23 protein-coding genes and 1 pseudogene are annotated in these 23,291 nt (G+C 42.2%); 18 read left to right on the plus strand and 6 right to left on the minus strand.

Going from position 1 to position 23,291, the window contains the following annotated elements; genetic code table 11:
* The first annotated feature begins 11 nt into the window (after window positions 1-11).
* Window positions 12-1,256 carry an FtsH protease activity modulator HflK gene (hflK, locus tag DXZ23_RS13390; protein WP_103846712.1) on the plus strand — a complete coding sequence of 415 codons (1,245 nt, stop codon included), beginning with the start codon at window positions 12-14 and terminating at the stop codon, window positions 1,254-1,256.
* Window positions 1,256-2,143 carry a protease modulator HflC gene (hflC, locus tag DXZ23_RS13395; protein WP_017805135.1) on the plus strand — a complete coding sequence of 296 codons (888 nt, stop codon included), beginning with the start codon at window positions 1,256-1,258 and terminating at the stop codon, window positions 2,141-2,143. The genes hflK and hflC overlap by 1 nt, the downstream gene beginning before the upstream one ends.
* 42 nt (window positions 2,144-2,185) lie before the next feature.
* Here hflC and DXZ23_RS13400 read toward each other — a convergent pair whose 3' ends face one another.
* Complete coding sequence (locus DXZ23_RS13400; protein WP_017805134.1) at window positions 2,186-2,818, minus strand: hypothetical protein; 633 nt, start codon at window positions 2,816-2,818, stop codon at window positions 2,186-2,188.
* A 271-nt stretch (window positions 2,819-3,089) separates the two neighbouring features.
* Here DXZ23_RS13400 and rpiA point away from each other — a divergent pair, with 271 nt between their 5' ends.
* The 11 genes from rpiA (at window position 3,090) to paeA (ending at window position 13,863) form a co-directional block, all read left to right on the plus strand.
* The gene (gene rpiA, locus DXZ23_RS13405; protein WP_017805133.1) at window positions 3,090-3,749 is read left to right on the plus strand and encodes a ribose-5-phosphate isomerase RpiA; all 660 of its coding nucleotides are present in this window, start codon (window positions 3,090-3,092) and stop codon (window positions 3,747-3,749) included.
* Window positions 3,750-3,770: 21 nt separating this feature from the next.
* Complete coding sequence (gene serA, locus DXZ23_RS13410) at window positions 3,771-5,003, plus strand: phosphoglycerate dehydrogenase (RefSeq protein ID WP_017805132.1); 1,233 nt, start codon at window positions 3,771-3,773, stop codon at window positions 5,001-5,003.
* A 198-nt stretch (window positions 5,004-5,201) separates the two neighbouring features.
* Window positions 5,202-6,541 (plus strand): IS3 family transposase gene (locus DXZ23_RS13415; RefSeq protein WP_114995397.1). Its coding sequence is split into 2 segments (ribosomal slippage): window positions 5,202-5,652 and window positions 5,652-6,541, totalling 1,341 coding nucleotides; the frame shifts between segments, so codons are not numbered across the junction.
* Between the two features lie 48 nt (window positions 6,542-6,589).
* Window positions 6,590-6,937: a hypothetical protein gene (locus DXZ23_RS13420; protein ID WP_123797082.1), complete on the plus strand. Its 348-nt coding sequence runs from the start codon at window positions 6,590-6,592 to the stop codon at window positions 6,935-6,937.
* A complete protein-coding gene (locus DXZ23_RS13425; RefSeq protein ID WP_017805128.1) occupies window positions 6,913-8,355 on the plus strand; it encodes a restriction endonuclease subunit S in 1,443 nt (480 codons plus the stop codon). Before DXZ23_RS13420 ends, DXZ23_RS13425 begins: the two co-directional genes overlap by 25 nt.
* Window positions 8,356-8,489: 134 nt before the next feature.
* On the plus strand, window positions 8,490-9,521 hold the full coding sequence (gene mltG / locus DXZ23_RS13430; protein WP_017805127.1) for an endolytic transglycosylase MltG: 1,032 nt from the start codon (window positions 8,490-8,492) through the stop codon (window positions 9,519-9,521).
* A gap of 1 nt (window position 9,522) precedes the next feature.
* A complete protein-coding gene (gene tmk / locus DXZ23_RS13435; protein ID WP_021723898.1) occupies window positions 9,523-10,152 on the plus strand; it encodes a dTMP kinase in 630 nt (209 codons plus the stop codon).
* Window positions 10,153-10,157: 5 nt separating this feature from the next.
* The gene (locus tag DXZ23_RS13440; RefSeq protein ID WP_021723899.1) at window positions 10,158-11,162 is read left to right on the plus strand and encodes a DNA polymerase III subunit delta'; all 1,005 of its coding nucleotides are present in this window, start codon (window positions 10,158-10,160) and stop codon (window positions 11,160-11,162) included.
* 9 nt (window positions 11,163-11,171) lie between these two features.
* A complete protein-coding gene (locus DXZ23_RS13445; RefSeq protein WP_017805124.1) occupies window positions 11,172-11,954 on the plus strand; it encodes a TatD family hydrolase in 783 nt (260 codons plus the stop codon).
* Between the two features lie 28 nt (window positions 11,955-11,982).
* Window positions 11,983-12,510, plus strand: coding sequence for a DUF1523 family protein (locus DXZ23_RS13450; RefSeq protein WP_017805123.1), 528 nt, complete (start codon window positions 11,983-11,985; stop codon window positions 12,508-12,510).
* 66 nt (window positions 12,511-12,576) lie between these two features.
* Window positions 12,577-13,863: a polyamine export protein PaeA gene (gene paeA / locus DXZ23_RS13455; RefSeq protein ID WP_017805122.1), complete on the plus strand. Its 1,287-nt coding sequence runs from the start codon at window positions 12,577-12,579 to the stop codon at window positions 13,861-13,863.
* A gap of 84 nt (window positions 13,864-13,947) precedes the next feature.
* On the opposite strand, the gene rpmE is transcribed toward paeA, so the two are convergent.
* Window positions 13,948-14,160, minus strand: coding sequence for a 50S ribosomal protein L31 (rpmE, locus tag DXZ23_RS13460; RefSeq protein WP_017805121.1), 213 nt, complete (start codon window positions 14,158-14,160; stop codon window positions 13,948-13,950).
* A 201-nt stretch (window positions 14,161-14,361) separates the two neighbouring features.
* Here rpmE and priA point away from each other — a divergent pair, with 201 nt between their 5' ends.
* From priA to DXZ23_RS13480, 4 genes are all read left to right on the plus strand, one after another.
* Window positions 14,362-16,548, plus strand: coding sequence for a primosomal protein N' (gene priA / locus DXZ23_RS13465; RefSeq protein WP_017805120.1), 2,187 nt, complete (start codon window positions 14,362-14,364; stop codon window positions 16,546-16,548).
* A 189-nt stretch (window positions 16,549-16,737) separates the two neighbouring features.
* Complete coding sequence (locus DXZ23_RS13470) at window positions 16,738-17,400, plus strand: SPOR domain-containing protein (protein ID WP_017805119.1); 663 nt, start codon at window positions 16,738-16,740, stop codon at window positions 17,398-17,400.
* A gap of 229 nt (window positions 17,401-17,629) precedes the next feature.
* A complete protein-coding gene (gene msrP / locus DXZ23_RS13475; RefSeq protein WP_017805118.1) occupies window positions 17,630-18,589 on the plus strand; it encodes a protein-methionine-sulfoxide reductase catalytic subunit MsrP in 960 nt (319 codons plus the stop codon).
* On the plus strand, window positions 18,589-19,164 hold the full coding sequence (locus DXZ23_RS13480; RefSeq protein ID WP_017805117.1) for a protein-methionine-sulfoxide reductase heme-binding subunit MsrQ: 576 nt from the start codon (window positions 18,589-18,591) through the stop codon (window positions 19,162-19,164). Before msrP ends, DXZ23_RS13480 begins: the two co-directional genes overlap by 1 nt.
* Here DXZ23_RS13480 and rlmC read toward each other — a convergent pair.
* The 4 genes and pseudogenes from rlmC to hinT form a co-directional block, all read right to left on the minus strand.
* Window positions 19,118-20,344, minus strand: a pseudogene (gene rlmC, locus DXZ23_RS13485) (23S rRNA (uracil(747)-C(5))-methyltransferase RlmC). The gene DXZ23_RS13480 and the pseudogene rlmC sit on opposite strands and share 47 nt — an antisense overlap.
* A complete protein-coding gene (gene nagZ / locus DXZ23_RS13490; RefSeq protein WP_017805114.1) occupies window positions 20,344-21,390 on the minus strand; it encodes a beta-N-acetylhexosaminidase in 1,047 nt (348 codons plus the stop codon). The pseudogene rlmC and the gene nagZ overlap by 1 nt, the downstream one beginning before the upstream one ends.
* Before the next feature lie 8 nt (window positions 21,391-21,398).
* The gene (locus tag DXZ23_RS13495) at window positions 21,399-21,767 is read right to left on the minus strand and encodes a YcfL family putative periplasmic lipoprotein (RefSeq protein WP_017805113.1); all 369 of its coding nucleotides are present in this window, start codon (window positions 21,765-21,767) and stop codon (window positions 21,399-21,401) included.
* On the minus strand, window positions 21,767-22,117 hold the full coding sequence (hinT, locus tag DXZ23_RS13500; protein WP_017805112.1) for a purine nucleoside phosphoramidase: 351 nt from the start codon (window positions 22,115-22,117) through the stop codon (window positions 21,767-21,769). The genes DXZ23_RS13495 and hinT overlap by 1 nt, the downstream gene beginning before the upstream one ends.
* Before the next feature lie 314 nt (window positions 22,118-22,431).
* Here hinT and focA point away from each other — a divergent pair, with 314 nt between their 5' ends.
* The gene (gene focA / locus DXZ23_RS13505; RefSeq protein WP_017805111.1) at window positions 22,432-23,286 is read left to right on the plus strand and encodes a formate transporter FocA; all 855 of its coding nucleotides are present in this window, start codon (window positions 22,432-22,434) and stop codon (window positions 23,284-23,286) included.
* Window positions 23,287-23,291 lie beyond the last annotated feature (5 nt).

Here is a 23,291-nt window from a genome sequence, read left to right on the forward strand (position 1 = left end):
TCTTTTAACAAATGGAGAATAAAATGTCCTTTAACGGCTCAGATCAAGATCCTTGGGCAAAGCCAGGGAGTAACAGCAATCAGGCTGGTAACAAATCCGATCCTAATCATCAATGGAATGATCCCGCAAAGAAGAAAGAACAAACGCCCCCAGACCTTGAGGAAGTGTTCAGTAACCTATTGAAAAAGCTCGGTGGAAGCCAAAACGGTGGCAATCACAATGGCGGCAAAGGGCTATCAATGGGCTTTGGCAAACTGCTCCCTATTGCTGCGGTGATTGGGGCGATTATTTGGGGTGTGAGCGGTTTTTACACGGTGAAAGAAGCAGAGCGTGGCGTGGTGTTGCGTTTCGGCGAGCTAGAAAAAATCGTGCAACCTGGGTTGAACTGGAAACCGACTTTTGTAGATAAAATGATCCCCGTGAATGTGGAACAAGTGAAAGAGCTGAAAACCCAAGGGGCAATGCTCACCCGCGATGAAAATATGGTGAAAGTGGAAATGACCGTACAATATCGCGTGAGTGATCCCGCGAAATACTTGTTCAGCGTTACCAATGCCGATGACAGCTTAAACCAAGCCACCGACAGTGCGTTGCGTTATGTGATCGGCCATATGTCTATGGACGACATTTTAACCACAGGACGTTCTATTGTGCGTGAAGACACTTGGAAAGCCTTGAATAGCATTATCCAGCCTTATGATATGGGGTTAGAAGTGCTTGATGTGAACTTCCAATCTGCACGTCCACCAGAAGAAGTGAAAGCCGCCTTTGATGATGCGATCAAAGCCCAAGAAGATGAGCAACGTTATATCCGTGAAGCCGAAGCCTATGCCCGCGAGCAAGAGCCGATTGCACGGGGGAACGCACAACGCATCATTGAAGAAGCCACTGCTTATAAAGAGCAAGTGGTGTTAAATGCGAAAGGGGAAGTGGAGCGTTTCCAACAACTCTTACCTGAGTTTAAAGCTGCCCCGCAACTGTTGCGTGAGCGTTTATACATTCAAACAATGGAAAAAGTGATGTCGAACACGCCGAAAGTCTTGTTGGATAGTAATGGAAATAATTTGAGCGTATTGCCGTTAGATAAAATACTTTCGCAAAATAACGCGGCGAAAGCGGGGCAAACCAGCTCATCGCCAAATCAAAGTGCGGTCAATAATAAAGCCGTTTTTTCTGACAACCGCAGTTCTGGCAATAAAACTGCGAGCGAGAGTTATTTGGAATCATCAGAAAATCGTCAAGGGAGATTTAACTAATGCGTAAAATTTTAACCCCTATTTTGCTGATCGCTATTTTGGTGATTTACTCAAGCCTTGTGGTGGTGAATGAGGGTTCACGCGGCATAATGTTGCGTTTTGGCAAGGTTCACCGTGATGTGGAGAATAAAGTGGTGGTGTACGAACCGGGTTTGCACTTCAAAATCCCATTCATTGACTCAATGAAAGTGCTAGACGCACGTATTCGCACGCTAGACGGCGCACCAGATCGCTTTGTAACCGTTGAGAAAAAAGATCTCTTGGTGGATTCTTATGTGAAATGGCGGATCAGCGATTTTGGACGCTTCTTCACTGCAACGGGCGGTGGCGATTACACCCAAGCCTCGAATTTATTACGTCGTAAAGTAAACGACCGCTTACGTTCTGAAGTGGGTTCTCGCACTATTAAAGACATTGTGTCTGGCACGCGTGGCGAGCTGATGGTTGGGGCGAGAAAAGCCTTGAATACTGGGCAAGATAGCACCTCAGAGCTAGGGATTGAAGTGGTTGATGTTCGGGTAAAACAAATCAACTTGCCTGATGAAGTGTCCTCTTCCATTTATCAGCGTATGCGTGCAGAACGTGATGCCGTGGCACGTGAACATCGCTCACAAGGTAAAGAAAAAGCCGCATTTATTCAAGCCGATGTGGATCGCAAAGTTACTGTAATCCTCGCCACTGCGAATAAAACCGCACAAGAATTACGCGGAAACGGCGATGCGGCAGCGGCAAAACTTTACACTGACGCATTCAGCCAAGAACCTGAATTTTACAGCTTCATACGCAGTCTTAAAGCCTATGAAAAAAGCTTTGCAGAATCAAATAATATGTTGATCCTAAAACCCGACAGCGATTTCTTCCGTTTTATGAAGTCTTCTTCAAAATAAAAAATTTACAAAATGGCACATTCAATATGTGCCATTTTGTTTTTACTTAATTAATTCATTGAATGTTAATTCATAATGATCCCCATCCTTATCGTAGGAAATATAACGAGGAAATTGTTCGCCTAGATACTTTTTTACCACAAAAGATTTTTCGCCTGTGCGGAATTGATAAGTGATTTCTGTTTGATTTCGATTATTTTCCTTGACCTGCTTCTCACTTTTTTTCACAAATACATTTTCCATTAGATAAAGTTTCCTGCCATTTGTAATTTGAAAGTTGTGTGGTAGTTTTCCGTAATAACTTAGTTGAAATGCTACAGTGAATAAATCAAAAATAGGCATAGTAAATGGCATATTATCTAAGCTATTTTTTACTTTTCCATAAAGGATTTCATTGCCATTAATCAGGGTTTTTGCATAGAGCTTGCCGTTACGTATATCTTGGTAGTCTAACATTGCAAATGTATTGTTCGTTTGTGTTCCTGAAGATTTAAATTCAATATTGTAGAAAGGGATATTAATGTTTGCAGTGATAGTATATTGTGAGCCATTAGCATTAAAATGCACATAAGCAGGCATTAGATAATTTGAGCTGTATTTGATTTGAGCATTTAAGTTTGCCCACGCATTTGGTAATGCAAAAAGGCTGACAAAAATCACTTTGAGTAACTTCATTACAATTCCTTAATAGTAAAATTCATAGTTTAATTGGCTTGTATTGTACAGTAATAATGTATATTGCTAAATGCCTTTATTGTTAGGGGCGTTAGCTTTCGAAATAAGCTATTATCTATTTTCTTGTTTCCAGCGATTTTCTAAAACTAAACTCAATTCATATGATAGGGCTTGTATCTTCTTGTGATTAGCATTAAAGTATGAAGCTCGTTCGCAAACGTTTACCTCCCATCATATTTCAATATCAGACTGATAAAAATAAGGAAAAAATATGGATCAACTCGCAATGAAAAAGCAAGCAGCACAAGCAGCATTGCAATATGTAAAACCCGATACGATTGTAGGCGTGGGCAGTGGCTCAACGGTGAATTGCTTTATTGAAGCTCTCGGTGCAATGAAAGATGAAATTAAAGGGGCGGTAGCGGCCTCTAAAGCCTCTGAAGAATTATTACGCCAGCAAGGAATAGAGGTGTTCAGTGCCAATGAAGTGTCAAGTTTGGATATTTATGTTGATGGTGCTGATGAAATCAACCCACAAAAAATGATGATCAAAGGTGGCGGGGCAGCCTTAACCAGAGAAAAAATTGTCGCCGCACTCGCGAAAAAATTTATCTGCATTGTGGATCAAAGCAAACAAGTGGATGTGCTAGGTTCAACCTTTGCCTTGCCAGTGGAAGTGATCCCAATGGCACGTTCACAAGTGGGGCGTAAATTAGTGAGTTTAGGCGGATCGCCAGAATATCGCGAAGGGGTGGTAACGGATAACGGCAACGTGATTTTAGATGTGTATAATTTCCCAATTTTAAATCCAATCGAAATGGAAAAAACCTTAAATAACGTGGCAGGGGTGGTTACCAACGGAATTTTTGCCTTGCGTGGTGCGGATATTGTGATTGTTGGCACACCACAAGGTACAGAAATTATTGAATAATTTTTGATTATGGAGAGCAAAATGACAACCAAAGTTTCACTGGATAAATCTAAAATTAAATTTGTATTGCTCGAAGGCGTACATAAAAATGCCATTGAGGTGCTAAATGCCGCAGGCTACACTAATATTGAGTATCACAAAAAAGCCCTTGAGCCAGAAGAATTAAAAGAAGTGATCAAAGATGCTCACTTCTTAGGCATTCGCTCACGCACGCATTTAACCGCTGATGTATTGGAATGTGCCAACAAACTTATTGCTGTGGGCTGTTTTTGTATCGGCACAAACCAAGTGGATCTTGAAGTAGCAAAAATGCGTGGTATCCCCGTGTTCAATGCACCATTTTCTAATACTCGCTCGGTGGCAGAATTGGTGCTAGGCGAAATTTTGTTCTTAATGCGTAATGTACCGCAAGCCAATGCGGAAGTGCATCGTGGTTTATGGAACAAATCTGCATCAGGTTCTAACGAAGTGCGGGGCAAAAAATTAGGGATTGTTGGCTATGGACATATTGGCTCACAGCTCAGTATCATTGCGGAATCGCTAGGTATGAATGTCTATTTTTATGATGTTGAAACCAAATTGCCATTGGGTAACGCACAGCAGGTAGGCTCATTAAAAGAATTACTTGCCAGCTGCGATGTGATTTCTTTGCACGTGCCTGAAAATGCTTCTACGAAAAATTTAATGAATGCCGAGCGTATCGCCCAGCTTAAAGAGGGAAGTATTTTAATTAACGCCGCCCGTGGTACGGTGGTGGACATTGATGCCCTAGCACAAGCTCTAAAAGCGGGCAAGTTGCGAGGGGCGGCGTTAGATGTGTTCCCTGTTGAACCCGCTTCTATCAATGAAGAATTTGTATCACCGTTACGCGGTTTAGATAACGTAATTCTCACCCCACATATTGGTGGCTCAACGGCGGAAGCCCAAGAAAATATCGGCACTGAAGTGGCGAGCAAATTCGTGAAATATTCCGACAACGGTTCAACACTTTCTGCGGTGAATTTCCCTGAAGTGTCCTTGCCTGAGCATAGCGGAACAAAACGCTTGTTGCACATTCACGAAAACCGCCCAGGTGTGTTAAACCAAATCAACCAAATTTTTGTCGGTGCAAATATCAACATCGCCGCCCAATACCTACAAACCGATCCGAAAATTGGTTATGTGGTTATTGACGTGGAAACCGATGATTGCTCCGAGTTGTTACAACAACTGCGTGAAATCGACGGCACGATTCGTGCGAGGGTGTTGTATTAAAACGCGTGAGTTTTTCAGCAATAAGTAAATATAAAGTGCGGTCAGAAAATAGCGTGTTTTTTGACCGCACTTTTACTTTTCTGTAAAAATATATGTTATCTAATTAGATTGATTTTTAGTAATTTTCACTTCTATATTCTTTGATCTGCACCCCAAAAGTTAGACTAAACAACCAACTGATTAAGGTGCAGATTTTTTATGACTAAATATACTCAACGTTTCAAACAACAAGTGCTCGACTTTTATCATCAAAATGGAAAAAACCGTTCGCTTACTCGCCAGTATTTTCAGCTTCCCCAAAGCACGTTAGCACGTTGGATTGCGAAATTTAATCATAATGGAATCAATGGATTAGCTGTGTTAGGTAAAAAACGATGTTATTCTGTTGAGTTTAAATTAAAGGTTATTCAAGCTATCAAAAAAGGCCAGTGCTCCGCTGAAGCCGCCTGCTTTCGCTTTGATATCCCCAGTTCAGGGATAATTAGTCAATGGTTGCAACGCTTTGAAAAACAAGGTATAGATGGGTTATTACTCAAACCTAAAGGTCGTCCAAGTATGAAACTCAACTCACCTAAAATGCCACCAACGCCCAAAACAGAAGAAGAACGCTTGCGTTACCGAATTTTGGAATTAGAAGCGGAGAATGCAATGCTAAAAAAGTTGCAGGAACTCAACCAACAAAAAATGCAGAAAAAGCCGTCATCGTAAATGCCTTACGCTCGCGTTTCCCGTTGGAATTGTTACTCAGGCTAATCGGATTGGCACGCAGTTCGTTCTTTTATCATCTCAAGCCAAAGTCGGATAAAAATGTAGCGATTTCACAGAAAATAGAGGAAATTTATCGCAAAAATGACGAAAATTATGGTTATCGTCGAATTACCTTGGAATTAAGGAAATACTTGATTATCAACCACAAAAGGGGGCAAGCGATAATGCAACGTTTGGGGTTAAAAGGAAAAAGTAAGCAGAAAAAATATCGTTCTTACCAAGGCAAAGTGGGACACATTGCCGATAATCTGTTGCAACGGGATTTTACGGCAACGATGCCGAATGAGAAGTGGGTAACGGATATCACCGAGTTCAAATGTGCGGAAGGCAAAGTGTATTTATCGCCGATTAAAGACTTGTTTAATAACGAAATTATTGCTTATGATGTGGCGAGAAGTCCGAGTTTTGAGCAGATAACCAGAATGCTGACCCAGGCGGTGAACCGATTAGCGGGGGAAAAACCGATACTGCATTCCGACCAAGGGTGGCAGTATCAAATGATGGGTTATCGAGAGATATTGAAAAAACACGGTATTACGCAAAGTATGTCGAGAAAAGGCAATTGCCTTGATAATGGTGCGATGGAAAGCTTTTTCGGGCGATTGAAGACGGAATGTTACTTTGGCAAGCGGTTTGAAACCTTTGAACAGCTTGAAAAAGTGATTCACGAGTACATTCATTACTACAACAATGAGCGTATTCAAGTGAAGCTCAAAGGACTAAGCCCTGTGGAATACAGAACTCAGTCCTTGAATGAAATTAGAATATAGTCTAACTTTTTGGGGGCAGATCATCCACCACAGCAAAGCCCATTAGCAATGGATACAGCAAAAGCGATTTTTAATGAATCTTCACTCAAACAATCTTATGACCAGAATATTTTAGAGGCTTATTTGAAATATATTGAAATGCCATCTGAAACTTATCATAAATTGCGTCAAAGACAATTAACTTGGCAAGAAATACAAGAGGCACAAAATGAATACCTTGTTGCTTATCGCACAACAATATTAGATAAAATCAGCCTCAATAGAACGGAAGAGAAACAAAATCCAGAAACAACACAGCAGCAAAACTTAAAAATGCGCAAATTCTTTGATGAATTTAGCAAGCTAGAGCAAGAAAAAATCGCCCTATTTACATGTTATATCAACAAAAAACTTTAGTCATTACTGCACCAAGCGACAATGCGAAACAAAAAATATTTTTAGGTTATGACTGGAGCAACCGCAAAGGTGCAGAGGGCATTCAAATACAAACAGCAGGCGGAAAACTTTATAACGACCAAGACCGCTTTGCGTCCAATACATTAGCCGCTTGCGTGCGTGAAATGTTTACGGAAAACAATGCAAGCATTGGCGAAGAACAAAAAGAATATGCAACAATTTTAAATACTGTAGATATGCTGGATTTCAGTAATATCAATTTTAATTACGCTATTCGCACCAGCATGCAGAAAAAAGTAGAAGTGGTGAGTAAATATCCGCTGGTAAGATTGGGAGAAGTTGCGGAAATTATTTCAGGGCAATCTCCCGAATCTCGTTATTATAATGAATTGGGAGAAGGCTTACTATTTTATCAGGGAAAAAAGGATTTTGGGTTCATTTATTTAGAAAAAATAAATATCTATACATCATCAATTACAAAACGATCTACTAAAGATGATATTTTGATGAGTGTTCGCGCTCCTGTTGGAGATGTAAATATCAATCCATTTGACGAAATTTGTATCGGTCGAGGTTTGGCTGCGATTAGGCCTAAATTAGATGTTATCAAGCAACGTTATTTATTTGCATTTATTCAAGGAAATAAAGATTTATTTCAAGGTAAACAAGGAATGGCTTTTTCTTCAATTTCTCGTTCAGAATTAGAAAATCAAAAAATCCCCCTGCCTTCCCTTGAAATCCAACAACAAATCGTTACCGAATGCGAAAAAATTAATGAAGAATACGAAAACAGCCGTATGAAAATTGAAGAATATCGCGCCAAAATTGCTAAGATATTCAATGAGTTAGAAATCGTGCGGGGGGGGGTAAAACGCTTTAAAATCAATGAGTTATCAAATATTTTGATGTGTAGGCGTGTTATGAAACATCAGACAAATTCGGTTTCAGGTGTGCCATTTTATAAAATTGGAACATTTGGAAGTAAAGCTAATGCTTTTATTTCATTAGAATTATATGAAGAATATAAAGAAAAATATCCGTATCCAAAGAAGGGGCAGGTTTTAATTTCTGCTGCTGGTACACTTGGGAAAACGGTTATATTTGATGGAAAACCTGCGTATTTCCAAGATTCAAATATTGTCTGGCTGGATAGCAATGAAAACATTATTAATAATTTATTTTTATACTATGCTTTGCAAACTGTTGATTGGAAAAAATACTCAACAGAAGGAAGCGTTATTCCAAGAATTTACAATAATAATTTGGGAAATGTAGAAATCCCCGTCCCTGACCTCGCCACCCAAGAAAAAATCATTTCTGAAGTGAGCGAAATTGAGGCAAAAATCGCCGAACTGCAAACGCAAATGGCAGACACGGAAGCGAAGAAAAAAGCAATACTTAATCAATATTTATTGTAAAAAAAGTGCGGTGGAAATTTTTTGAATTTTTCCACCGCACTTTGTTTTTACCCTATTCTTGTTTTTTCATAACATTCTGAAAATTTTCCTGTCTGTGATACACTTGCCCTCAATTTTTTGATGATGGATCGATGATGAAAAAATTTTTCCTTTTTCTTTTGTTTTTGTTGCTCTTGATTGGTGGGGCGGCGCTTTGGGGTTATCAGCATTTAACGCAATGGGTGCAGCACCCTGTGAATGTGCAGGCGGAGCAGTTGTTAACGGTGGAACGTGGAACAACGGGGGCGAAATTAGCGAAGCTGTTGGAGCAAGAAAAGCTGGTTGATGATGCCACCTATTTGCCGTGGTTGTTAAAGCTCAAGCCCGAGTTAAACAAAATCAAGGCAGGGACATATTCCCTTGAGGGCGTGAAGACGGTGGCGGATTTGTTGCAACGTTTAAATAGCGGTAAAGAAGTGCAACTGAATGTGCGTTTTTTAGAAGGGGATACCTTCAAAACGTGGCGTAAAACGCTGGCGAAAGCCCCTTATTTGCAACAAACTTTGGTAGATAAAACGGAAGAAGAAATTTATCAATTATTGAATTTACCCGCGGATTTACCGCATAAAATTGAGGGCTGGTTGTATCCTGATACATACAGCTATACGCCGAAGTCGAGCGATTTAGCCTTATTGAAACGGGCTGCGGATCGAATGAAAACGCTATTAGAAAAAATTTGGGCGGAGCGAGAGGCTGATTTACCGCTAAAAAATGCCTATGAAATGCTGATTTTAGCTTCTATTGTTGAGCGTGAAACCGCGTTAAATGATGAGCGAGCGAAAGTAGCATCGGTGTTCATTAACCGCTTGAATAAAAAGATGAAATTGCAAACTGACCCGACAGTGATTTATGGAATGGGGGAGCGTTATCAGGGCAATATTCGGCGTAAAGATCTAGAAGAAGCCACCGCCTATAACACCTATGTGATCGAGGGCTTGCCGCCAACCCCTATCGCAATGCCGACAGAAAGTGCGTTGCGAGCAGTGGCTCACCCTGAGAAAACCACATTCCTCTATTTCGTTGCGGACGGCACGGGCGGGCATAAATTTAGCCAAACCTTGCAACAACATAATCAAGCGGTGCAAGAATATTTGCGTTGGTATCGCCAACAAAAAAATGGGAAATAAAATGAAAGGAAAATTTATTGTCATTGAGGGCTTAGAGGGGGCGGGGAAAACCACCGCCCGCGAGGCAATTTTGGCAACCCTACAGCAATCGGGCATTGATGATGTGGTGTTCACCCGTGAACCAGGCGGTACGCCCTTAGCGGAGAAATTACGCCAATTAATTAAATATGAAACGGAAGAACCCGTGAGCGATAAGGCGGAATTATTAATGCTCTATGCCGCCCGCATTCAGCTGGTGGAGAACGTGATAAAACCCGCATTGGAAGCGGGGAAGTGGGTGATCGGTGATCGCCACGATTTATCTTCCCAGGCTTATCAAGGGGGCGGGCGACAAATTGATGCACAATTGTTGCAATCCTTAAAGCAAACGGTGTTAGGGGATTTTGCCCCTGATCTCACGCTATATTTAGATCTCGATCCTGAAATCGGTTTGGCTCGAGCCAGAGGGCGTGGCGAGTTGGATCGTATTGAGCAGCAGGAAATCGCTTTTTTCCAACGCACTCGCTGCCGTTATTTGGAATTGGTACAGCAAGATCCGAATGCGGTTGTCATCAACGCCGAACAGCCCATTGAGCAAGTGCGTGCCGATATTCAAAGTGCGGTGCTAAATTTCGTTAAAAATCATCAATAATGCTTATGTTACGCTATCCTTGGTTGCAACCTTATTATGACAAAATCATCAACGCCTTTGAACAGGGCTATGGTCATCACGCCTTGCTATTTAAGACTGAGCAAGGCATTGGTGGTGATGAGTTGGTTCATCAGGTGGCAGGCTGGTTGATGTGCCAATCGCCAGAAGATTATCAACCTTGTGGGCATTGCCATAGTTGCCAGCTTTTTAATGCGGGCAATCACCCTGATTTTTATGTCCTTGAATCCATTGAAAATAAAGACATCGGCATCGATCAAATTCGTGAGGTGAATGAAAAGGTTAGCCAACGCTCACAGCAAAACGGCAATAAGGTGGTGTGGATTAAACAAGCGGATCGCCTAACCGAAGCCGCCGCGAATGCTTTGCTTAAAACCTTGGAAGAACCCACAGACAGCACCTATTTTCTATTGCAAGTGGATCTCTCCGCTCGCTTGTTGGCGACCATTTACAGCCGCAGTCAGCCTTGGCTCATTTCATTACCCTGTGAAGCCGAAGCGATGGCTTGGCTCGCGACGCAGGTAGCGGAAAAGACAGAGGAAAAAACAGCAGAAATTCGCACCGCACTTCAAGTTAGCCACGGTCGCCCGTTAGAAGCCTTGGCGATGTTGGAGCAAGGGCTATTGGAAAACCGCAAACGGCTATTACGCCAATTTTGGCTGTTTTATACTCGCCGTTCACCACTAGAATTATTACCGCACTTTGAAAAAGAGCGGGTATTTCAGCAGTTAGATTGGCTTTGTGCGTTTTTGGCTGATGCGTTAAAAATAAAATTAAACGTGCCAGCCACTTGGGTTCAAGCAGATTTTTTACAAGCCATTAAACAGTTTAACCAAAAACAAACCGCACAGGGGCTACTCAAAGCCAACCAAATTATGCAACAAGTGCGGTCAGATTTAATGCAAATTAATGCGGTCAATCAAGAATTAATCTTGCTTGATGGCTTAACCCGTTTAATTACTGAGGTGTTTGAACCTCAACAAAATCATTAGGAAAGTCAAATGTTTATTGTAGATAGTCATTGTCATTTAGACGCGTTAGATTACGAAAACTTACATAAAAATGTTGCCGATGTGGTGGAAAAAGCCAAGCAACGTGGCGTGCAACATTTGCTTGCGGTGGGCGTAACCTTGCAACGTTTTGAACAGGTGTATGACAGCCTCGCCCCGTTCCCGCAAATTTCCTTAGCTTGCGGTGTTCACCCTTTGAATTTGGAAGATGAGCCCTTTGATTATGAGCGTCTGCTCAAACTCGCACACGATGATAAAGTTATCGCCATTGGGGAAATGGGGTTAGATTATTATTACAGCGAGGAAAATAAAGCGGAGCAACAATCTGTTTTCGCACAACAAATTGCCATCGCCAATGAGTTGGCGAAACCGATTATTGTGCATACTCGCTCGGCAAGGGAAGACACTATCGCCCTGCTGAAAGCCCATAATGCAGAAAAGTGCGGTGGGATTTTGCACTGTTTTACCGAAAATTGGGAAATGGCGAAACAAGCCCTTGATTTAGGCTTCTATATTTCTATTTCGGGCATTATTACTTTTAAAAATGCGGAAGCATTGCGTGATGTGGTGCGAAAAGTGCCGTTAGATCGCCTGCTGGTGGAAACGGACAGCCCTTATCTTGCCCCTGTGCCTTATCGTGGAAAACAAAATCAGCCCGCTTACACCCGCGAAGTGTGCGACTATGTGGCGACCTTGAAAGGGCTAACGAGCGAGGAATTTGCTCAAATCACCACGCAAAATTTCGAGCGTTTATTTAAAATTCAGGTACAATAACTCACCACTTTAGCAGGAGAAAGAAACAATGCGACGTTTTTTTAACTATTTTTTCATCTTGGTGATTTTGCTTTTTCACGGGTTTTTGTTCGCACTGGTGAACTATGTAACCCCGCATTATGACGTTACCCGCGTAACGGGCGTGGAAGTGAAACGGGTGGATAAAGATGGCCCAATCACCAAATCCAACCCCGCTGACGGACCAACCCGCGATGTGTATTATATTTACACGCAAAAGCCGAATGAGGATAAAGTGATGGTGTATCGCAATGAAGATACCCGCTGGAGCTTTCCATTTTATTTCAAATTTGGCTCGGCAGATTTACAAGCCAAAGCACAAAGTTTTGCGGTAGAGCATAAATTGGTGCAAGTGAAATATTACGGCTGGCGTTTAGTACTATTTGACGAGTTCCGCAACGCCACTTCAATTAAAGAAGTTACGTTAGACGAAGGGGCATCTTACCCGATTTTGTCTTACATTTTTTACTTCTTCTTGCTGATTACTTTATTTTTCTCAATCCAATTCGTGCGTGGTTGGTTTGATAGCGAACGATAAGCATCAAAAATAAGGTGAAAGTGGTGTATCTTGTGATGCACCATTTTTTGTCTAAGGATAATAAAAATGGGATTATTTGAAGCAATATTAAGTTTGGCTGCCTTAATTGGCATAAGTGCGGTGATTTCTTCCGCAGAAATTTCCCTCGCAGGGGCAAGAAAATTAAAGCTACAAAGTTTAGAAAATGAGGGCGATGAGCGGGCAAAATTAGTGCTACAACTGCAAGCCCAACCAGGGCGATTTATCACTGTGGTGCAAATTGGCTTAAATATGGTGGCGATTTTAGGTGGGGTGATCGGCGAGCGTGCCATTAGCCCTGCGATTGAAGCCTTGCTCACAACCTATCATCAAGCAGAATGGTTGCCGACAGCCGCCTCTTGGCTGTCTTTCGCCGTGGTTACCATCGCCTTTATTTTGCTGGCGGATTTAATTCCAAAACGCCTTGCCCTCACCAATCCCGAAAAAGTCGCGTTGCGAACAGTGCGGATTATGCTGTTTTGTATCGCCATTTTCAAGCCGATTGTTTGGCTGTTTGACACTATCGCCAACGGCATTTTCCGCCTATTTCGCGTTTCAACGGTTAGGGAAGATAATCTCACCTCAGAAGATATCGTGGCATTGGTTGATGTGGGGGCAGAGGCGGGTGTGCTGAAAGCCCAAGAGCATTATTTGATCGAAAATATTTTCGATATGCAACAACGCACCGTAACTTCCACAATGACGACGCGAGAAAATATCGTTTTTTTAGACCGCACTTTTGATCGCGAGAAAGTGTTGGCAACCATCAAAGCCAATCCCCATTCTAAATTGCTCATTTGCGATAACGGGCTAGATAAAATTTTGGGCTATATTGAATCGCATAACTTGCTCACCTTGTATTTGCAAGAACAGCAAGTATCCCTCACGGATCAGCGAATTTTACGCAAACCGCTGTTTATTCCTGATACGTTATCCCTTTTTGAAGTGCTGGAATTGTTTAAATCCGCAGGGGAAGATTTTGCCGTAATCGTGAATGAATACGCTCTTGTGGTGGGCATTGTTACCCTCAATGATGTGATGAGCATTGTAATGGGCGAGTTGGTTTCGAGCGAAGAAGAACAAATCGTCCGCCGTGATGAAAGCTCGTGGTTGATTGACGGAGCAACGCCACTGGAAGATGTAATGCGAGCCTTAGACATTGAAGCCTTTCCTGATGCGGAAAACTACGAAACTATCGGCGGATTTATGATGTATATGCTACGCAAAATTCCGAAAAAAACCGATTTTGTGCTATACGACAAATATAAATTTGAAATTATTGATACCGAGAATTTTAAAATTGACCAGTTAATGGTGTCCTTGAGAAAAGAGTAATCTTCGCCAACAAAAAACCCTACCGAAGTAGGGTTTCTATCAATAATTTCGTTTTTCGCAATAATCTTGTTTTTCGCAACAATCTTATTTTGTGCTTGGAATGCTGAAACGTTTGTTGAAGCGTTCAACACGACCACCAGTATCAACAACACGTTGTTTACCAGTGTAGAATGGGTGGCAGTTGCTGCACACATCTAGGTTTAAGTCTTTACCTAACGTTGAACGAGTTTTGATTACATTACCGCAAGAACAAGTTGCCGTAATTTCTTTATATTCTAGGTGAATACCTTGTTTCATAGAAAACCTCAATTTGAAGCCACTCCGCTCTCTAAAACTGAATTTAGCACCGAGTGTGGTTAATATTACGTTTATAGTGAATCACCATAAACAGGATCGTTTATTCAAGCCGCGAATTATACCGAAAAAAAAGGAATATTCAAGGGGCGTGAGAATTTCGCTATAATAGCCACAAGAAAACGAATAAAGGCTTAGCAATTAATGAATCTTGTCCGTGTCGCATTGGCAGTGCCGTTGTTTCAATTTTTTGATTATTTACTCCCCGAAGAGATGCAACCCGTGCGTGGTGGGCGGGTGCTTGTGCCTTTTGGACGACAACAACGGGTTGGCATTGTGGTGGATTTCCCCGCACAAAGTGAGGTCGCCTCTGAACAGCTCAAACCCATTTGCCAAGTGCTAGATGAAGAAAATCTCTTTAATGAACCCCTGTGGCAGTTGATCCATTGGGCAGCGAATTATTATCAAGCCCCACTGGGTGAGGCGTTATTTCAAGCCTTGCCAGTGAAATTGCGACAGGGAGAAAGTGCGGTGGAAAATGACCGCACTTTTTTACGCATTACCCCGCAGGGGGAGCAGGCATTGCGGGAGAATTTGCTGAAACGGGCGAAAAAACAACAAGAAGCCTTGCAGTTGCTCGCTCAATCCTCGCAGGAAAAAGGGCAAACGCCGTTTGCTTCTAACATTTGGCATAGCCTCAAGGAAAAGGGCTATGTGGAGGAATACGAGCAAGCTAACCTTATTCGTCCTTGGCAAGCCCTTGAACAGCCGATCGTCAATGAAGAAAACAAACACCGCCTAAACAAAGAGCAAGCCCTCGCACTGGGTCGAATTTTGTTTCATCAAGGTTTTGCCGTGTGGTTGATTGATGGGGTTACGGGATCGGGCAAAACGGAAATCTATTTACAAACCATTGAAGAAACCTTGAAAAAGGGGCAGCAAGTGCTGGTACTTGTGCCTGAAATTGGCTTAACGCCGCAAACGGTACAACGTTTTCAAGCACGCTTCAATGTGGAAATTGATGTGCTTCACTCCAATTTGAACGATACTCAGCGGTTGCGTGCGTGGCAGCGAGCGAAATCGGGGCAAAGTGCGGTGGTGATCGGCACAAGATCGGCGTTGTTCACCCAATTTTCCAATTTGGGTTTGCTCGTGATCGATGAGGAACACGACGGTTCATTCAAACAACAAGAAGGCTGGCGTTATCACGCGAGGGATCTGGCAGTGGTGTATGCCAAATTGCTGAATATTCCGATTTTATTGGGATCGGCAACGCCAAGTTTGGAAAGCCTGAATAATGTGAAGCTGGGCAAATATCAGCACCTTATTTTGCAAAAACGGGCAGGAAATAGCACCGCACTTCAACAATTTGTCATTGATTTGAAACATCAGCGGATTCAAAATGGGCTGTCTGATGCCTTGGCAAATAAAATGCAAGAACATTTGCAACAGGGCAATCAAGTGCTGTTATTCCTTAATCGGCGTGGCTTTGCCCCCGTTTTGTTTTGCCACGAATGCGGTTGGATCGCGACCTGCCAGCATTGTGAAAAGCCCTATACTTATCATCAACATCAGCGGGTGTTGCGTTGCCATCATTGCAGTTCACAAAAGCCGATCCCAATGCAATGCGGGCATTGTGGCTCAACCCATTTGATGACCACAGGGCTTGGCACGGAACAGCTTGAAGACACTCTCAAACAGCGTTTTCCTGATTATGTGGTTACAAGAATCGATCGCGATAGCACCGCTCGTAAAGGCACATTGGAGAAGCATTTGCAAGATATTCAACAAGGAAAAAGCCAAATTCTCATCGGCACGCAAATGCTGGCGAAAGGACATCATTTCCCCAATGTTACCCTCGTAGGGCTTTTGAATGTAGATAATGCCTTATTTTCGTTAGATTTTCGTGCGGAAGAACGGCTTGCTCAGCTTTATGTACAAGTGGCAGGGCGTGCGGGGCGAAGCGAAAAACACGGGCAAGTGGTGCTACAAACCCATTATCCCGATCACCCTTTATTACGCTCATTATTGAAAGAAGGCTATGGCGAGTTTGCTCAGCAAGCCTTGCATTTACGCGAACAAATGGGGTTGCCACCGTACAGCTCGCAGGCGTTATTTTGCACACAAAGCCGTCATTCGGAGCAAGCAGAGCAGTTTTTGCAACAGATCGCCGCGACATTACAGCATTTATCCATTGAGGGCTTGCAAATTTATGGTCCAATGCCTGCCCCATTCAGCAAAAAGGCAGGGGCGTATCGTTGGCAATTATTGGTGCAACACTCATCAAGAGCGGTGTTACATCAGGCATTAAGCCAATTCCAAGCCAATATGCCGCAAAAATCCCACCAAGTTCGCTGGATTTTAGATGTCGATCCCCTTGATTTAACCTAATTACTAGCCAATTCAAGGATTTTTCAGTAGAATTGGGGCAATTTTTACTGTTTAATGCGGTGCGATGGCGAGGCGGTTTAGCAATCGAATGAAAGCAAAAGGGGCGTAAAGTCAGTGTGCTGTTACGCGTAACGATTGAAAAAACGCTCAACATTCACACCGCACTTTTAACTAATAGGATTTTCGATTGTGGCTCAACGAGATTATGCAACTCGCCGTACGGGGAAAGCGAAGAAGAAAAAAAACAATACACCGCTGATTTTAACCGCGGTGTTAGTTATCATTGCCTTGTTTGCAGGCGGGCTTTATTTCTTGAAAGAAAAATCAACGGAAATCGCTCCAGTGGTGATCCCACAAGAGAAAAAAACGCCTAAAAGCGTTTTACCAAGCCCTCCAGAAGAAGTATGGAGTTATATTAAAGCCTTGGAAACACGGACAGTGCCAATTGATAATGATCCCAAATCTTTAGAAAAAAATATGCGTTTGACTGCTGAGCAAAAAAAAGTATTACTAGAGATGGAAAAGGAACAAAAAGCTAACCATTTAAAACAAATAGAAGAACAAACTAAAGTTAGGGCAGTTGATGTCGCAGATAATATGCAGACTAATTCTTTAGCGAATAAAGCTTCTTCAAATGAAAAAAAATTTGGTTTGCAATGTGGTGCGTTCAAAAGCCGACAACAAGCCGAAAACATTCAAGCTAATTTAATTATGTCAGGGTTGAATGCACGAATTAATAGTACAGATAATTGGAATAGAGTTATGGTTGGTCCTGTTGGCAATAGGGATGAGGCTCAAGCAGTACTATCAAAAGTAAAAGCAATTACTCCTTGTGTTATTATTGGAATGTAAATAATGTCTATATATTTCATTATTCAGTACTGAGGCAATGTAGTAATAGCATAGTTGTTCTATTCCAAAATGATTTGGTGTTGTTCCGTATTAGCTTCTCCTAACTGAACGTGAGAAAACAATAGCAAGATCATCGGACCTCTTTTATTTTCACAACTATTGCCAAAAAAAGTTGTCTACCAATAAAATCATTATTTATTTTTCCAACAAATAAAAGAGGTCACCGAAAATGAGAAAACGCATTTTAACTGAGAATGACATTACTCCCGAAGATATTTTTCTCAACCGTAGAAAATTTCTCATTGGAATGAGTGTGGTGGGAGGTAGTGCCTTGTTGCCACACCTTAGCCACGCCGAAGAAACCTCTGACAGTCGCAAAGCATTGCATTTCACACCAAACACGCAAACGGATCTCAATACTACCCCAGAGAATAAGGTGCTTGGCTACAACAATTTTTATGAATTTGGCGTGGATAAAGGCTCGCCCGCACAATATGCCAAGCATTTTAAAACGGATCCTTGGAAGGTGGAAATTACGGGGGAAGTGGAGAATCCTTTAACCTTGGATTTAGATGACCTTTATAAGCGTTACCCGCTACAAGAGCGGATCTATCGCTTTCGTTGTGTAGAGGCGTGGTCAATGGTTATTCCTTGGATTGGCTTTGAATTAAATGCACTTCTCAAGGAAGTGAAGCCTACCAGCCGAGCAAAATATGTCGTGTTTGAAACCCTTTATGACCCTGAACAAATGCCGGGGCAAAAAAATTATTTTTTCGGTGGCGGTATTGCGTATCCTTATGTGGAGGGCTTAACCCTCGCCGAAGCAATGCACCCGCTAACATTACTTTCCGTTGGGCTATATGGGAAAACACTTTCACCGCAAAATGGTGCGCCAATCCGTCTTGTTGTGCCGTGGAAATATGGCTTCAAAAGTATTAAATCCATTGTGAAAATTCACCTTAGCGAAACACGTCCTTTAACGACGTGGCACAAACTAGCCCCGCAGGAATATGGTTTTTATGCCAATGTAAACCCCGATGTTGCTCACCCTCGTTGGTCGCAAGCCAGTGAACGCGTTATCGGTAGCGGTGGTTTATTTGATAACAAACGCCAACCCACCTTATTATTCAATGGCTATGATGAAGTCGCTTCGCTGTATAGTGGCTTAGATCTCAGGGTAAATTACTAATGAAAATGCTTCGTTTCGCCGTACATTTCAGTGCATTCTGCCCATTTTTATGGCTGATTTATGAGATCCGCATAAATAATGGGGCTTATTTTGGTGCTGATCCCGTAAAAGAAATGATCCATTTCTTAGGCTGGTTATCGCTCAGTTTCTTTCTTGTGCTCTTCATTTTTCGGCTGATTACCCAATGGACGAATGCCAATTCGCTCCGTTGGTTACATCAGCCTTTAGGATTATGGGCGATCACTTGGGCATTTCTGCATATTTTAGCGTATTTATATCTTGAACTTGGCTTTGATGTGGGTTTATTTTTTAACGAACTGGCTACCCGCCCTTATTTATTATTCGGGGCGAGTGCATTTTTCTTATTTTGTCTTGCCGCAGGGGTGATGATCCCTGCTATCCGCCAACAATTACGGAAAAAAACCTTGCTTATTCATCAAGTTAGCTATTTTGCACTTGTTTTCGCCGCAATCCATTATTATTGGTCGACAAAAAGCTATGATCTCAATGCGGTTATTTATCTGTTACTCAGCATCTTAATTTTTGGTTATTGGAAATATCAAAAACATCATTAAGTGAGCTTGAAGTGAGCTTGAGCAAGGTTAAAACCTCATAATGCGAAGTATGCGGGAACATATCAAAAAGCTGGATTTTTTCCGCTTGGTAGTGGTGAAGCTCTGTTAAATCACGCCCCATTGATTCCGCGTTGCAACTGGAATACAAAATAAAGTGCGGTTGTAATTGGTTGAGAAATTGGGTGAGGGCTTTACCAATGCCACGACGGGGTGGATTGACAATCAGTAAATCGGGCTTTTCCTCTTGAGCGAGAGCGAAATTCGCCGCATCTAAAGATTTAAATATGATTTGAGGTAAGCCTAATTTTTCGGCGGATAGCGTGGCACAGGCAATGGCGGAGGGGGAGATTTCAATGCCCGTTAAGGCGACACTCTTTCCTTGCTCTTGCAAGATTTTTGCACAATGCAAACCAAAGCCACCCACGCCACAAAAGAGATCCCAAATTTTTTCAATCGGGAGATCCTTGATCTATTGCTGAGCTGTGCCGTATAAGGCTTCTGCCACTTTGGGATTCGTTTGGAAAAAGCCTTGCGGACGGATAAATAACGGAATTTGATTAAAATTTTCGGCGAGCTGTTTTTGCTCAGTGAGGAAAATTTCCTCTTCGCCCTCTAAAATCGCCGCGTGTTTAGGCTGAATATTCAGGCTCACTACCTTAATTTTTGGTAATCTGGCTAATAATTGTGGCAATTCTCGCTCAATCAGCGGTAATTTTACGCTGGAACGCAACACAAAACGTAACATTAATGTGCCGTTACTTTGGCTTTCCGTGAGCAAAATATACTTTAACTCGCCTTTGCGTTTGGCGATGTTGTAAGGCACAAGCCCCGCACGCCCGATAAATCGCTTCAATTCGGTAAAAATCTCGCCAAAATGGGGTGGGTACAGAAAGCAGTCTGATAAATCCACCGCACTTTGTGGATCATCAGGATCACGAAGAATGCCTAAAATTGGGCGTTCCACCGAACCACTTACTACCATTTTGGCTTTATTACGAAAATGTTGTAACGCCGATGTGTAGGGTGGTTGCCATTCCAATTTTTCTAAATTCAGCCCGTTAAGTTGCTGAATTAAATGGGCTTTTTTCGCCTCTAATTGCTCAGCATAGGGCATTTCTAACCACTGGCAAGAACGGCACTGATTTTGGCTAAAATGTGGGCAAAAAGGTTGGGCTGACATTACGCGTTACTCGCTAGCCAAGTTTGTTGAAGTGCGGTCAGTTTTTGCTGATTTTTTTGCCAACGGCTTGAGCGTTCAAGGCGTTGCCAATCAGACTTGCTACGCTTAAACAGGCGTTGCAAACGTTGTTGGCGAAGGGCATATTGCTCAGGGGATTCTTGCGGTTGGAAATGATCTAGCACTTGGAGCACGCCCTCACGCTCATTACAAAGCAATAATAAATCACAGCCCGCATTAAGGGATTGCTGACAACGCGCGACAAAATCGCCCATAAAACCCGCACCTTTCATTCCCAAATCATCAGAGAAAATCGCCCCTTGAAAGCCGAGTTGTTGGCGTAACACCTGTTGTAACCAATAGCTTGATCCGCTTGCAGGTTGCGGATCACATTGCGTATAAATGACGTGTGCGGGCATTACCGCATTAAGATAATTTTCCGCGATTAAACGCTGAAACGGCACAATATCTTGCGTGAAAATATCGGCTTTGGGGCGTTCATCATAAGGGGTTTCAAGATGAGAATCAGCCAAAACCCGTCCGTGTCCAGGGAAATGTTTGCCCGTGCTTGCCATTCCTGCCTCACGCATTCCAAGAATAAATTGGCGAGCCAGTTCAACAGTTTGCTCTGCTTCATCGTGGAAACTACGATCGCCAATGGCACGGCATTGATGACCTAAATCCAACACTGGAGCAAAGCTTAAATCAATATCAAGTGCGGTCATTTCTGCAGCCATTTGCCAGCCCGCTTCTAATGCCATTGCTTTTTGTTCAGCGGGATCGCGGATAAGCTGTGCGAAACTTTGCATTGCGGGCAGTTGGGTAAACCCCTCACGAAAGCGTTGTACCCGCCCGCCTTCTTGATCCACCGTAATAAGCAGCGGTTTCTTGACCTTGTGGCGTAAAGTGGCGATAAGATGTTGAATTTGCTCACGATCATAAAAGTTGCGGGTAAATAAAATCACGCCAGCGACTAAGGGGTGTGCAAGCAATTCTAATTCTTCTTGGCTAACGTCTTGTCCAGTAAGATCGATAAGTAAGGCTGACATTGAAATCCTTATTGCAATTTATTCAAACGAAGATATAAACGGTAATTGACGCTTTGTTCTGTTGGCGGAACAGGCGTTAAGTTGGTTTGTTGGCTTGGTTGCAGCAGCAAACTAGAAGGTGCGTTTAAATTCGGCTCTTCCCCTTGGGTTACGCCATTTTTGTCATACCAAAAGAAATAATAAGCCACATCAAGCTGCTGCTGACTTTTGTTTTTCAACCAAACATTGTTGTGGCGTAATTTTGTTTCAATCAACGGCGCGAGATTGGCCTCTACATTTAAAATAGGCTCATTTTCGCTCACAATATTTTGCGAAGGTGTGGAACTACAAGCCGCAAGAAATAGGCTTAATCCGCACAGAAAAAACAGTTTTTTCATTATTTTGCCAACATTTTTCCTAAAGCTTCACCACCAAGTAAGTGCATATGTAAATGATACACTTCTTGTCCACCGTGTTTGTTGCAGTTTACGATTAAGCGATAGCCATCTTGAGCAATTCCTTCTTGCTCAGCCAGCTTAGCCGCCACAGTAAATAAACGCCCTAATGCCACCTCATCTTGTTCGGTAACCTCATTCACGGTTGGGATCAGTTTATTCGGAATAATCAAAATATGCGTAGGGGCTTGCGGTGAAATATCACGAAATGCGGTAACCAGTTCATCTTGGTAAACAATAGTAGCGGGGATTTCTTTACGAATAATTTTGCTGAAAATGGTTTCTTCTGCCATAGGATAATCCTTCGTTTTCAAGGGAATGACAACGGAAAAATGAGAGTTTAGCACAAGGACTTTTGTGATAAACAGCAACTTATTTTTCCATTCAATAAAGTGCGGTTAGTTTTATCAGAAAAGGGAAAAAATAGCAATTCAGATTATTTTTGTTAAATTTATGCTAACAAAAAGTTCTTTTTTATTTCAATATATTACTTCTCTGTTACAAAGATTGATCTTGAACAAATTTTATAAAAAATAAACTTTTTTTTAGTTTAAAGTTGGATTTTTATCCCTTAGAATAAAGCCAGTTAATTTCCTTAGGGTGAATAATGAAAAAAGACGATTCAATCCGCCTTATGGCAACGCCAACAGAAATGGCTCAATTTGCCGAAGATGTCGGTACATATAAAGCAACGAAAAATCAATTCTATTCTTTTCTTTCCGCAATTTCAGCAGGGGCGTTTATTGCACTTGCTTTTGTCTTTTATACCACCACGCAAACAGGGCTAGCGAATGTGTCTTGGGGATTGGCTAAACTGGTTGGCGGTTTAGTATTCTCTGTGGGCGTGATTATGGTGGTTGTCTGTGGTTCTGAATTATTCACTTCATCAACAATGACGTTGGTGGCACGCGTAGGTCAACGAATTCATACCATTCAAATGTTACGCAACTGGGTTGCCGTTTATGCAGGCAATTTTGTGGGCGCGATCATCATTGCGGGCTTAATTTGGTTTGCAGGGCAAACAATGGCGGTGAATGGACAATGGGGCTTGACCATTTTAAAAACCGCACAGCACAAAATTCATCATAGCTGGTTTGAAGCCTTTAGCTTAGGCATTTTATGTAACATTATGGTGTGCATTGCGGTGTGGATGAGCTATGCAGGAAAAACCTTAACAGACAAAGCATTGATTATGATTTTACCGATCGGCTTGTTTGTTTCTTCAGGCTTTGAGCATAGCGTGGCGAATATGTTTATGATTCCCCTTGGGATCATTACAGCCCATTGCAGTTCAGCCGAGTTTTGGCAATCCCTTGGGCTAAATGCTGCACAATTTGCTGATTTAGATGTTTATCATTTTGTCGTAAAAAATCTTATTCCTGTTACGCTTGGTAATATCGTAGGTGGCGGGGTATGTATTGCATTAATGCAGTGGTTTACTAACAGACCACATTCACATTAGTTTGG

Source organism: Avibacterium paragallinarum (genome assembly GCF_900450705.1).
Taxonomy (GTDB): domain Bacteria; phylum Pseudomonadota; class Gammaproteobacteria; order Enterobacterales; family Pasteurellaceae; genus Avibacterium; species Avibacterium paragallinarum.

What these genes read in the sequence shown, in the direction of transcription:
- mltG (WP_017805127.1), top strand. Translation starts at nt 8,490, where the DNA reads ATGAAAAAATTTTTCCTTTTTCTTTTGTTTTTGTTGCTCTTGATTGGT.
- DXZ23_RS13440 (WP_021723899.1), top strand. Translation starts at nt 10,158, where the DNA reads ATGTTACGCTATCCTTGGTTGCAACCTTATTATGACAAAATCATCAAC.
- DXZ23_RS13445 (WP_017805124.1), top strand. Translation starts at nt 11,172, where the DNA reads ATGTTTATTGTAGATAGTCATTGTCATTTAGACGCGTTAGATTACGAA.
- hflK (WP_103846712.1), top strand. Translation starts at nt 12, where the DNA reads ATGGAGAATAAAATGTCCTTTAACGGCTCAGATCAAGATCCTTGGGCA.
- nagZ (WP_017805114.1), bottom strand. Translation starts at nt 21,390, where the DNA reads ATGTCAGCCTTACTTATCGATCTTACTGGACAAGACGTTAGCCAAGAA.
- DXZ23_RS13495 (WP_017805113.1), bottom strand. Translation starts at nt 21,767, where the DNA reads ATGAAAAAACTGTTTTTTCTGTGCGGATTAAGCCTATTTCTTGCGGCT.
- msrP (WP_017805118.1), top strand. Translation starts at nt 17,630, where the DNA reads ATGAGAAAACGCATTTTAACTGAGAATGACATTACTCCCGAAGATATT.
- rpmE (WP_017805121.1), bottom strand. Translation starts at nt 14,160, where the DNA reads ATGAAACAAGGTATTCACCTAGAATATAAAGAAATTACGGCAACTTGT.
- focA (WP_017805111.1), top strand. Translation starts at nt 22,432, where the DNA reads ATGAAAAAAGACGATTCAATCCGCCTTATGGCAACGCCAACAGAAATG.
- DXZ23_RS13425 (WP_017805128.1), top strand. Translation starts at nt 6,913, where the DNA reads ATGTTATATCAACAAAAAACTTTAGTCATTACTGCACCAAGCGACAAT.
- DXZ23_RS13400 (WP_017805134.1), bottom strand. Translation starts at nt 2,818, where the DNA reads ATGAAGTTACTCAAAGTGATTTTTGTCAGCCTTTTTGCATTACCAAAT.
- DXZ23_RS13480 (WP_017805117.1), top strand. Translation starts at nt 18,589, where the DNA reads ATGAAAATGCTTCGTTTCGCCGTACATTTCAGTGCATTCTGCCCATTT.
- hinT (WP_017805112.1), bottom strand. Translation starts at nt 22,117, where the DNA reads ATGGCAGAAGAAACCATTTTCAGCAAAATTATTCGTAAAGAAATCCCC.
- priA (WP_017805120.1), top strand. Translation starts at nt 14,362, where the DNA reads ATGAATCTTGTCCGTGTCGCATTGGCAGTGCCGTTGTTTCAATTTTTT.
- serA (WP_017805132.1), top strand. Translation starts at nt 3,771, where the DNA reads ATGACAACCAAAGTTTCACTGGATAAATCTAAAATTAAATTTGTATTG.
- DXZ23_RS13450 (WP_017805123.1), top strand. Translation starts at nt 11,983, where the DNA reads ATGCGACGTTTTTTTAACTATTTTTTCATCTTGGTGATTTTGCTTTTT.
- hflC (WP_017805135.1), top strand. Translation starts at nt 1,256, where the DNA reads ATGCGTAAAATTTTAACCCCTATTTTGCTGATCGCTATTTTGGTGATT.
- tmk (WP_021723898.1), top strand. Translation starts at nt 9,523, where the DNA reads ATGAAAGGAAAATTTATTGTCATTGAGGGCTTAGAGGGGGCGGGGAAA.
- DXZ23_RS13420 (WP_123797082.1), top strand. Translation starts at nt 6,590, where the DNA reads ATGGATACAGCAAAAGCGATTTTTAATGAATCTTCACTCAAACAATCT.
- rpiA (WP_017805133.1), top strand. Translation starts at nt 3,090, where the DNA reads ATGGATCAACTCGCAATGAAAAAGCAAGCAGCACAAGCAGCATTGCAA.
- paeA (WP_017805122.1), top strand. Translation starts at nt 12,577, where the DNA reads ATGGGATTATTTGAAGCAATATTAAGTTTGGCTGCCTTAATTGGCATA.